Annotated in this window: 5 protein-coding genes; 3 read left to right on the top strand and 2 right to left on the bottom strand. The window is 71.3% G+C overall.

Features of this window, described 5'->3' with window-relative positions; all coding sequences use genetic code 11:
- Positions 1–210: 210 nt before the first annotated feature.
- Positions 211–1,212 (bottom strand): hypothetical protein, encoded by a 1,002-nt coding sequence (locus ACFFRH_RS28880; RefSeq protein ID WP_344747159.1) that lies wholly within the window; start codon positions 1,210–1,212, stop codon positions 211–213.
- A gap of 36 nt (positions 1,213–1,248) precedes the next feature.
- Positions 1,249–2,214: a class-II aminoacyl-tRNA synthetase family protein gene (locus tag ACFFRH_RS28875; RefSeq protein ID WP_344747157.1), complete on the bottom strand. Its 966-nt coding sequence runs from the start codon at positions 2,212–2,214 to the stop codon at positions 1,249–1,251.
- 285 nt (positions 2,215–2,499) lie between these two features.
- On the opposite strand from ACFFRH_RS28875, the gene ACFFRH_RS28870 reads away from it, so the two are divergent.
- The 3 genes from ACFFRH_RS28870 to ACFFRH_RS28860 are packed head-to-tail and all read left to right on the top strand — an operon-like array spanning position 2,500 to position 10,500.
- Entirely contained in the window at positions 2,500–2,751 is a 252-nt protein-coding gene (locus tag ACFFRH_RS28870; protein WP_425581796.1) for an MbtH family protein, read from the top strand.
- The gene (locus tag ACFFRH_RS28865) at positions 2,751–3,092 is read left to right on the top strand and encodes a phosphopantetheine-binding protein (protein ID WP_344747170.1); all 342 of its coding nucleotides are present in this window, start codon (positions 2,751–2,753) and stop codon (positions 3,090–3,092) included. Before ACFFRH_RS28870 ends, ACFFRH_RS28865 begins: the two co-directional genes overlap by 1 nt.
- 7 nt (positions 3,093–3,099) lie before the next feature.
- Positions 3,100–10,500: a non-ribosomal peptide synthetase gene (locus ACFFRH_RS28860; protein ID WP_386160929.1), complete on the top strand. Its 7,401-nt coding sequence runs from the start codon at positions 3,100–3,102 to the stop codon at positions 10,498–10,500.
- Positions 10,501–10,514: the final 14 nt, after the last annotated feature.

Raw genomic sequence — 10,514 nt, 5'->3', positions numbered from 1 at the left:
GAGTTCCCTCCGTGCCGGGCGTCGTCCCTGGCCGCCGTGACACGCCGAGTTCCCTCCGTGCCGGGCGTCGTCCCTGGCCGCCGTGACACGCCGAGTTCCCTCCGCGCCGGGCGTCGTCCCCGGTCGTCGTGACACGCCGAGCCGCCCCACCCGCCCGGACACGCCGATGCCGGCCGGGGCGTTCCCCCGGCCGGCATCGGCATGCTCCGGCTATCTCACCGGAAGCAGATCGGCGAAGTAGGTGTCCTCGCCCGTGCACCCCCGGCGAAGTTTCGGTGAGTCATGTCCGATGCCGAGCTCCAGGCGGTGCGCCCCGCGGTCGATGGCCGCCCTCAACGGGCCCAGCAGGCAGCCGAAGTGGTAGACCGCTCCCCGGTCGAGCTCGGGTACGTCGGAGATCCCGAGGGTGTGCGCGTCCATGGTGTCGTCGAACATCCGGCACAACATGTGCGCGATCACGTTCCCCCGCCACCGGGTCCGGACGAAGAAGTGCTTCCCCGGGCGCCGGTGGAAGTTGTTGATCCTCCACCTGACGATGTCGGGGGACTCGTCCATGTCGTTACGCCGGGAAACGCTGGCGATACCCGCGGCGGCCTCCGCGACGACCTCGTCCGAGAAGGGCGCGACGTCGTGCTCCAGCCCGAGGTCCTCGGCTTCGCGGATGTCCCGGTTCCAGTGCCGCCGGCGCCGTGCGGGAAGACGCCGCAGGAAGTCCTCGACGCCGGCGACCTCGCCGATCTCCAGCGTGCACCAGACGCCCTGCTCACGGACGGTGGCCGACGGCGCCGCGTCGAGGTAGGCCGGCAGGTCGGTGGCGGTCAGGAAGGGGGACAGGACCGCGTCGGCCGTCTGCGCCGCACGGTCGACGGCCTCCGCGACCAGCGCGGCCAGCAGCTCTCGGCGCTGTTCGTGCGCGATGCCCGCGAGCGAGCTGCCGGACCGCAGGCGGGCCAGCCCGCCGCCGACGAAGGCCACCGCCCCCTTGTCGTGCGAGGCGAGCCCGAGATAGCGGCGGTAGTCGTCGTTGAGGGACTCGACCTGCTTGACCATCACGACGGGCAGCCGCCCGCGCCCACGCCCGGATCGCGTCTGCACCTCGAAGTAGTCGAGCCGGACGTCCAGTGCGCAGAGCGCCCTGTCGTCCATCATGGCGAGAGCGTTGCGGGTTGTGACGGGCTGGGTGACAGCGTCGGGGAACAGGTTACTCACCATGTCATTCGCCTCTTCGTCGTCGCGCGGCTCATCGAATCAGGACGGGCCGGAAAGGCCCCGTCCGGGCGCTCCCGGACCTCCGCCCCACAGCGACTCGCGGACCTCGTCGGGCCATTGAGAGGTCCGCGGACCGTGGGCGTCGACGAGTGCGAACGCGAGTCGCTCCAGGCCGAAGCCGACGCAGGCACTGTGGGCCGGCTCCCCGTCCGCCGCCTGGATGTCGAAGATGCGGCCGAAGTGGTCGCGGTGGAGGTTGATCGACGCGACCGCGACGGGGTGGTCTCCGATCGGGACGACGACCTCCGCCTTCATCCCCTCCTCCCGCTGGTTCTCGGCCATGACCTGCCCGCTCGTTCCGAAGAACGGGTCCGACGCGGCCTCGACCCGCACCTTGAGGCCGAGCCGGCGAACGAAGGCGGACGAGCGCTCGTTCCACTCCTCGAACCAGGTGGAGGCGTCGGCCGGGCTCCCGATCCGCACGAACTCGCGCAGCCGGAACGACACCAGACGTCCCGGCTCGGTCGACGGTTCGTGGCGGAAGCAGAATCCGCTCGCGTCCACCGCGCGACCCCGGTCCAGAACGGTCCCGCCGAACAGGGGGTACACGGAGTAACACACGGCCGGAGCCAGCACGAAGTCGGTCAGCCGCGTATGCCCGCCCCAGTCCTCACCCTTGGTGACGGCCCGCTCCAGGCTTTCGTGCGCCCCCTCGTCGCCCCGGAACGCGTGTACCGCACCGAAGAGATGAGGAAACGAAGAAACGTATTCGCTCTTCTCGAACACGGCGCGCGGAAGAACAGGCGGAAAATGGAGCACGATGGGTTCCGCGCCCGTCACCTCCGCGGAAAGCGCGTTCGCCAGGCCGGAATAGACCGCTTCGAGTTCGGCGCCCCATCCGTACAGCCCGGTGGCCGTGCTGACCAGGAGACCGTGGTCGCGCAGGGAATTCGGAAGGCCGGCCGGAATGCTCTCCCCCAGCCTTTTCACCATCTCGTATGTCATCTTTGTCCCATCCTGGAGGAGAGTTCGATCACCGGCTGGTGTCAGTTCGCAGGCTCACCTCGGCTGACTTCTGGACTATAGGCACCGCCGGCCCGTCGCCGCACGCGGGAGCGTCCTTCCGGGGGCTTTCCGGCATCCATTCGGATGAGACCTATCCGCTGGTCACAGCACCTCCGTCTCCCTCGCGAGGATGAAGTTTCCACGCCGGTTCAACCCGGTGGCGGATGCTGATCCGCCCTGCTCGGAGCTAGATTCATCGACGAATGGTTCGACTACCCGAAAACAATGCGGAGTCGTTTCCCGCGTCTCGCTCAGAGCATTCATGGAGTGGCCATGTCCAATGAGCAGGAGTTCACCGTGGTGGTGAACCACGAAGAGCAGTACTCGATTTGGTGGTCCCACCGACCGCTGCCACCCGGATGGGACGACGCCGCCTTCAGCGGAAGCCGGGAAGCGTGCCTTTCCCACATCTCCGAGATATGGACCGACATGCGGCCGCTCAGCCTCCGGAAGCGTATGGACGGAGCGCCTGCGTGATGAAGGAGAAGAGCATGACGACAACGCAGGAGCAGCCGCGGCGGAGTGTGCCCGCCCATGACATGGAAAAGGTCATCGGCGGCATCTTCCAGGATGTGCTCGCCACGGACGACCCGGTGGACGTCTCGCGCAGCTTCTTCCGCATCGGCGGCACCTCCATCATGGCCGCCAAGGTCATCGCGCGCATTTCGGCCCGCTATCGGGTTCGGCTCTCCCTGAGGACCATCTTCGAGTTCCCGGCCGTCAGGGATCTGGCGCGGGTCGTCGAATCCGAGGTTCGTCGTGACGTGTCCGGCCTCTCGGACGCCGAGGTCGTCGCCCTGACGACGCGTGAGAAGTGAGGAAAGCATGACCGAGGACATCCAGGTCCTCCGAGACCGCATCCTGAGGAGCCGCCTCGAGGGAACCGGAACCTCGGCGGCCCACCCGACACCCACCGCACCCACCGCCCACACGGCACCTGCCGCACCCACCGCACCCACCGCCGACCGGCGCGAGCCCGTGCCGCTGTCGCCGAGTCAGCGCCGGCTGTGGTTTCTCGACTCGATCAACCCGGACAGCGGCGAGTACCACATCCCCATGGTGCTGCGGCTGCGCGGGGCGGTCGACGCCCAGGCCCTGCGGCGGGCCTGGGCGCGGGTCCTGGACCGCCACGAGGTGCTGCGGACCCGCTACCGCATGGAGGGGTCGGAGCCGGTACAGGAGGTGACGGACAACCCGGAGAGCGCGATGGTCCACAGCGACCTCCGTGACGAGGTCGCCGAGGTCCGGGAGAGCCGCGCGCGGGAGCTGGTGAAGCGCCTGGCCCACTCCCCGATGTCCCTGGCCGAGGGCCTGGTGGCTCGTGCGGGTCTGGTCACGGTGACGGAGGACGACCACTACCTCGTGGTGTCGGTCCATCACATCGCCTTCGACGCCTGGTCCGAGCCGATCCTCTGGCGTGATCTGTCCCTCGCCTACCGGGCCGAGAGGGGCGACGACCGCGCGGGGCTCCCGCCGTTGCCGATGCAGTACGCCGACTACTCCGAGCGGCAGCGCACGCGGCTTCTCGACGGCACGCTGGCGGAGTCCCTGGCGTTCTGGACGCGGCGGCTCGCCGGCGTCACGCCCCTGGAGCTGCCCGCGGACCACCCGCGCCAGGCGGTGCGCTCCTCCGCGGGCGCGTCACTCCCGATCACCGTCCCCCCGGCCGTCGCGGAGGCCGTCCGGGCGGCCGCGGCGGAGCACGACACCACCCCGTTCGTCGTGCTGCTGACCGCCTTCCAGATGCTCCTGAGCCGCTACACCGGCCGGCGGGACATCGCCGTGGGCGTACCTGTGGCGGGTCGTGACGAGGGGGCGACGCAGGAGCTGATCGGGTGCTTCGTCAACACGATCGTCATCCGCACCGGCTGGTCGGACGACCCCGCCTTCTCCGACCTCGTACGGCGCAACAGGTCGCGGGTCCTCGACGCGGTGGAGCACTCACAGGTCCCCTTCGACGTGCTCGTCAACGAGCTGGCGCCGGACCGGGACCTCTCCACGCCGCCCCTGGCCCAGGTCATGTTCAGCTACGGGGACGGCGATCCGGACGGGATCGCCCTTCCGGGGGTCGAGGCCGTTCGCGTCCCGGCCCTCAGCGAGAACTCCAAGCTGGACCTGACCCTGCAGATCGACTCCGAGGCCGACGGCACCATGTCCGGCGCCCTCGAATACTCCACGGCGCTGTTCGAGCCGGACACCGTGCGACGGCTCGCCGACAACTTCTTCCGGCTCCTGGAGAGCGCGACGAGCCGCCCCCGCACGCCGCTGTCCGACCTCGAGTACATCACCGAGCGGGAGCTGGGCGAGCTGCTCGCCGCGGCGGACGGCGGTACGGCGGACCGGCCCCGGGGAGCCCTGCACGAGCTGATCGCCGAGCAGGCCCGGATCGCGCCGGACGCGCCGGCCGTCCTGGCGGGCGGCACGAGCCTCAGCTTCGGCGAGCTGGACGCGGAGGCGAACCGCCTCGCGCGGCACCTGCGGAACCGTGGTGTCGAGCCTGGTTCGGTCGTCGGCGTGCACCTGCCCAGGGCCGCGCGTCTCGTCGTCGCGTTCCTCGCGGTCCTGAAGGCCGGCGCCGCCTACGTCCCGCTGGACCCCGGCGACTCCGCCACGCGGCGGGGTCACGTCCTGAGCGACGCCGGTGCCCAGGTCGTGGTGACCGACGAACCCGGCGCGAGCGCCCTGGGCCGGGGCCTGGACGGGCACACCGTCGTCCTGGTGGACCGCGACGCCGAGGTCGTCGGCGCCCAGGCGGCCGAGGGCCTGGACGTTCCCGTCGCCCCCGACGCCCTCGCCTACGTCATCTACACCTCGGGGACGACCGGGCTGCCCAAGGGAGTCATGGTCACCCACCGCGGGCTCATGAACTACCTGTGGTGGACGGTCGACACCTACCTCCGGGCACCGGGCGGAACCGCGCTCTTCTCGTCCGCCGCCTTCGACCTGGTCGTCCCGAACCTCTACACCTCGCTGCTGCGCGGACGCCCGGTACACCTGATACTCGACGCCGAACCCACGGAGCTGGGCGCGCGGCTCCTCGCGTGCGGGCCGCTGAGCTTCGTGAAGATGGCGCCGGGACACCTCGAACTGCTGGCCGGACAGCTCGATCCGCACCAGCGGCGATCACTCGCCGGACTCGTCATCGCGGCCGGTGACCGCTTCACCGGCACGCTGGCCAACGGCTGGCTCGCCGACGCCGGTCCGGGCAGTGTCGCCGCCGAGTACGGCCCGACCGAGATCACGGTCGGCAACTCCGGCTGGCGTCTCGACGGGCCGGCCGAGACGGAGCTCGTGTCGATCGGCTCGGCCATGCCCAACACCACGATGTACGTCCTGGACGACACCATGCGCCCGGTGCCCTTCGGCGTCGTCGGAGAGGTCTACATCGGCGGGACCGGCGTCACCCGCGGCTATCTGAACAGGCCCGGCCTGACGGCGGAGAAGTATCTCCCCGACCCGTTCTCCGGCGAGCCGGGCGCGCGGCTGTACCGCACGGGCGACCTCGTCGCCGTCCGGCCCGACGGCGACGTGGAGTTCGTGGGCCGGGTCGACAAGCAGGTCAAGATCCGCGGTTACCGGGTGGAGCCGGCCGAGGTCGAGAACACCATGGCCGCGCATCCCGCCGTACGCACCGCCCTCGTCGTGGCCCGGCGGACCGAGAGCGGCGGGCACGAACTGGTCGGCTACGTGGTGCCCTCGGCCGAGACGGCCGCCCCCGACCAGGCCGCCCTCCGCTCGTTCGTGGGCGAGCGCCTGCCCGAGTACATGGTGCCGTCGGCGATCGTCATCCTGGGCTCGCTCCCGCTGACGGACGTCGGCAAGATCGACACCGATGCGCTGCCGGCTCCCGACCGGGCGTCCCGAGGCGTCGCTACCGACCTGGTGGCACCCCGCTCCGACGCCGAGACGGAGATCGCGGCGGTGTGGAGCACGGTTCTGGGCACCTCCGACTTCGGGGTCCGCGACAACTTCTTCACCCTCGGCGGGGACTCGGTGCGTGCGGTGGCCCTGGTGGGGGCGCTGCGCGGGAAGGGCTACCACGTCACCGTCCGGGACGTCTTCGAGCACCGCACCGTCGAGGCCTTCGCCCGGATACTGGGCCCCCGCTCCGCTCACGGCGTCGACGAGCCACTGGTACGGCCCTTCGCGATGCTCGACCCGGCCGACCGGGCACGGATACCCGCCGGAGTGACGGACGCGTACCCGCTGTCGCGCATCCAGCTCGGGATGATCCTCGAGATGGAGTCCTCGGGCGACGAGGGCAACTACCACAACGTCACCTGCTACCTGGTCCGCGACGGCCGGCCCTACCGTCACGACCTCCTGCAGGCGGCGATCGACGCCACCGTCGCCCGGCACGAGGCCCTGCGCACGACGATGGACCTCACGACGTACAGCGAGCCGCTCCAGCTCGTGCACAGCGAGGCGCACCTGCCCGTCGGCCTGGCGGATGTCCGTCATCTGCCGCCGGAGGCGCAGCGGGACGAGGTGCGCGCCTACATGGCCGCGGAGCGTGACCGCCGGTTCGACCTGGGCACGGCACCGCTGTTCCGGTACTTCACCCACATGTGCGAGGACCAGTGGTGGGTCACCTTCACCGAGTTCCACCCGATCCTCGAAGGCTGGAGCTTCCACGTCCTCCTCTCCGAGGTGTTCGGCCGGTACCACGCCCTGTGCGACGGCACGGAGTACGCGCCCACCCCCCTGCCCCGGATCCGGTACGCCGACTTCGTCGCGCTCGAACGGAAGGACATGCGCGACCCGGCGCACGCCGCCTACTGGCGTGACGTCGTCGCGAACCACGCCAAGCTGGAGGTGCCCTCCGCGTGGGGCGGCGGGTCGGGGCCCGTGAAGCAGCTGGTCACGCGCTACGACGACCTGCTGGACGACCTGGGCGAGCTGGCACGGACGGCGGACGCGTCGCTGAAGAACGTGATGCTGGCGGCCCACCTGTCGGTGATGAGCATGATCACCGCGGACGAGGCGTTCTCCACCGGCCTGGTGTGCGACACCCGGCCGGAGGCCGAGGGCGCGGACCGCGTTCCCGGCCTGTACGTCAACACGGTCCCCTTCCCCTTCCGCCGCGGCGCCCGCACCTGGCGGCAGCTGGTCCAGCGGGTGCGCGACACGGAGATCGAGATGTGGCCGCACCGCCGGTATCCGCTCGGCGAGATCCAGGAGGGCAGCCGCCACGCCCGCATGATCGACGTCGCCTTCGCCTACCTGGACTTCCACGTCCTCGACTGGGACCTCATCGACGACGACGCCGTCGTCGACGACAGTCCGAACGAGTTCCGGCTGATGGCCGTCGCGCAGACCGGAAGGCTGACGCTGTACAGCAGGCCAGGGGACGCGGGCCCGCACGCCCAGGCCCTGCTGGGCGAGCTCTACCGTGCGGTCCTGGAGGCGATGGCGGCCGATCCGGACGGTGACGCCCACCAGCTGCTGACACCGGGGGCGTACCGCTCCATCGCCCACGGGCCGGAGTCGGCGCCGGCCCGGCAGGGCCTGGGCGAGCGGGCGCCCGCGCCCGCCGCCCGTGACGAGGAGATCTCCGTCCACGGACTCGTGGAACGTCAGGCCGGGCGCACACCGGACGCGATCGCGGTGGTCTGCGGCAAGGACGAACTGACCTACGGGGAGCTGAACGCCCGCGCCAACCGGCTCGCGCGCCGGCTGGCGGCCCTCGGGATCGGGGCCGAAGCGGTCGTCGCCGTCCACCTGGAGCGTTCCGTCGACCTCGCCGTCGCGTACCTGGCGGTGCTCAAGTCCGGCGGCGTCGTCCTCCCCGTCGATCCCGAGTACCCGCGCGACTGGCGGCGCACGCTGCTGGATCAGGCGGGGCCCTCCGCGCTGGTCACCGAGGAGGCGTGGCTGCCCGATCTCGCCGGCGTCCCCGTACCGGCCGTCTGCCTGGACACCGACCCCGGCCTGCTGACACAAGGGCCCGACGAGAATGTGCCGGGCCGCTGGAACGGAGGCGACCAGCTCGCGTACGTGATCTACACCTCCGGATCGACGGGACGGCCCAAGGGCGTGGAGAACACGCACGGCGGGCTGGTCAACACCCTGGAGTGGGGCCAGCGGCGCATTCCCCTGGGGCCCGACGACGCCGTACTGCAGATGGTCCCGATCAGCTTCGACGTGTCGCTGTGGGAGATCTTCAGGCCGCTGACCGTGGGCAGCCGGCTGGTGCTCGCCGAACCCGGCGGTCACCGGGACACGCACTATCTCGCCGACCTGGTGGCGAGCAGGCGGATCACGGTGATCCACCCCGTTCCCTCGATGCTCGCCATCTTCCTGGACACGCCCGAGGTCGCGAGCCGGTGCGGCAGCCTGCGCCACATCGTGCCCGCAGGGGAGGCGCTGACGTACGAGTTGCAGCAGCGGGTCCTGCGGGAACTGCCGTGGATCCGGCTCCACAACCACTACGGCCCGGCCGAGACCGCGATCATCGCCACCGCCTGGGAGTGCCGGGCGGACGACGGACGGACCACGGTGCCCATCGGCCTGCCCATCGGGCGCAGCCGGGCTCTCGTCTGCGACGGCGACCTCAATCCGGTGCCCACCGGAGCGGCGGGTGAGCTCTGCCTGGCCGGTGACCTGATGGGCCGCGGGTACCGCGCCGCCCCGGACCTGACCGCGGACCGGTTCGTTCCCGCGCCGACGGGCCTCCCCGGCGAGCGCATGTACCGGACCGGCGACCTCGCGAGGATGGCTCCGGACGGGGTCATCGAGTTCCTGGGCCGCATCGACCGGCAGGTCAAGCTGCACGGCGTACGGATCGAACCGGGCCAGATCGAGTCGGTCCTGGTCGAGCACGCCGCGATCCGCGACGCCGTCGTGGTCGTGGACGGTACCGGCGGCGGGAAGCGGCTGCTGGCGTACGTGGTGCCGGACGCCGTAACCGCGGCACCGGTGCGCAGGCAGCTGCTGGGCGAGCCGTCCGGTGCCGGCCCCGGGCCGCGGGGCACGGCGGAGGAAGGGGCCTGGACACACGCCGAGGCGCTCGTCGCGGACGTTCGCCGCTGGTGCCAGGAGCGGCTGCCCACGGCACTGGTACCGAGCGCGGTGGTCCCCATGGCCGAATTCCCCCTCTCGCACAACGGGAAGCTCGACCAGGCGGCGCTGCCGGCACCCTCCGCGGCGCCGGCCGGCCCGCGGACGGCTCCCCGCGGCCGGACGGAGCTGGACCTGCTGCACATCTGGGAGCGGATCCTGCGGAGCCGGGGCATCGGCATCGAGGACGACTTCTTCGCGGCCGGCGGGAACTCCCTGCTCGGCGTGCGCCTCATCTCGACGATCAGAAAGGAGCTGGGGATCGACCTGCCCATGGCCAGCCTCCTGGACGCCTCCACCGTGGCGGCCCAGGCCGCCTCCCTGGTCGCTCGCCGGCCCCGGCGGCCCCGGACACTCCTCCCGCTGCGGCTCGGCACCGGACGCCCCACGTTCTGTGTCGCGCCCGTCGGAGGCACCGCGTTCTGCTACCTCGACCTGGCGCGGTCACTGCCCGGCGACGGCCCGGTGCACGGGCTCCAGTCGGTCGGCGTCGAGCCGGGCGAGCACCCGCACACCAGCGTCGCCGACATCGCCGCGGCCCACCTGGCCGTCGTCCGGCAGGCGCAGCCCGAGGGCCCGTTGCGGCTGATCGGCTGGTCGTTCGGCGGCCTGGTGGCGTACGAGATGGCCCGGCAGTGCGCCGCCGACGGCGAGGAGGTCGAGCTGCTCGCCATGATCGACCCGGCCCTGCCGCCCTCGCTCCTGCCGGACCCGCCGGACGCCGTGGGCCACGGCGAGGAGGAAGCGGCGGTCATAGCGGCCTATCTGACCTTCCTCGATCGGCTGCACGAGGTCGACATCGCCCTCGACGTGGAGAAACTGGCGGCGATGCCGTCGGCGGAACGGCGCCGGGAACTGGTGGCGCGGATGCGCGACGCACAGCTCATCTCCGCGGACGCCACCGCGGGTGAGGAACTGCGGCTCTTCGAGGTCTTCTCCGCCAACTGGCGCGCGCTCAGGGACTACCGCCCGCTTCCCCACGCGGGCCGCACCCTGATCTTCAGCGCCGGCGACGCGGCCGAGGACGAACGCGCCGAGGCGGCCCGGCGGCAGTGGCTGCGGCTGTGCACGGGCCGTACGAAGGCCGTCCCCCTCGCCGGCGATCACTACGCGGCCGTGAAGGCACCGAACATCGCCACCGTCGCCCGTTCTCTGGCGACGTCCTGATGTCATCCCCGGAT

The organism is Streptosporangium vulgare (assembly GCF_042428775.1).
GTDB classification, from domain to species: domain Bacteria; phylum Actinomycetota; class Actinomycetes; order Streptosporangiales; family Streptosporangiaceae; genus Streptosporangium; species Streptosporangium vulgare.
Note: the sequence above shows the minus strand (reverse complement) of the source record. Positions and strands in the feature narration are given on the sequence as shown.

Bases quoted from the DNA above. Each gene is read 5' to 3' on its own strand.
- ACFFRH_RS28880 (WP_344747159.1), bottom strand. From the start codon at position 1,212: ATGGTGAGTAACCTGTTCCCCGACGCTGTCACCCAGCCCGTCACAACC.
- ACFFRH_RS28875 (WP_344747157.1), bottom strand. From the start codon at position 2,214: ATGACATACGAGATGGTGAAAAGGCTGGGGGAGAGCATTCCGGCCGGC.
- ACFFRH_RS28870 (WP_425581796.1), top strand. From the start codon at position 2,500: ATGCGGAGTCGTTTCCCGCGTCTCGCTCAGAGCATTCATGGAGTGGCC.
- ACFFRH_RS28865 (WP_344747170.1), top strand. From the start codon at position 2,751: ATGAAGGAGAAGAGCATGACGACAACGCAGGAGCAGCCGCGGCGGAGT.
- ACFFRH_RS28860 (WP_386160929.1), top strand. From the start codon at position 3,100: ATGACCGAGGACATCCAGGTCCTCCGAGACCGCATCCTGAGGAGCCGC.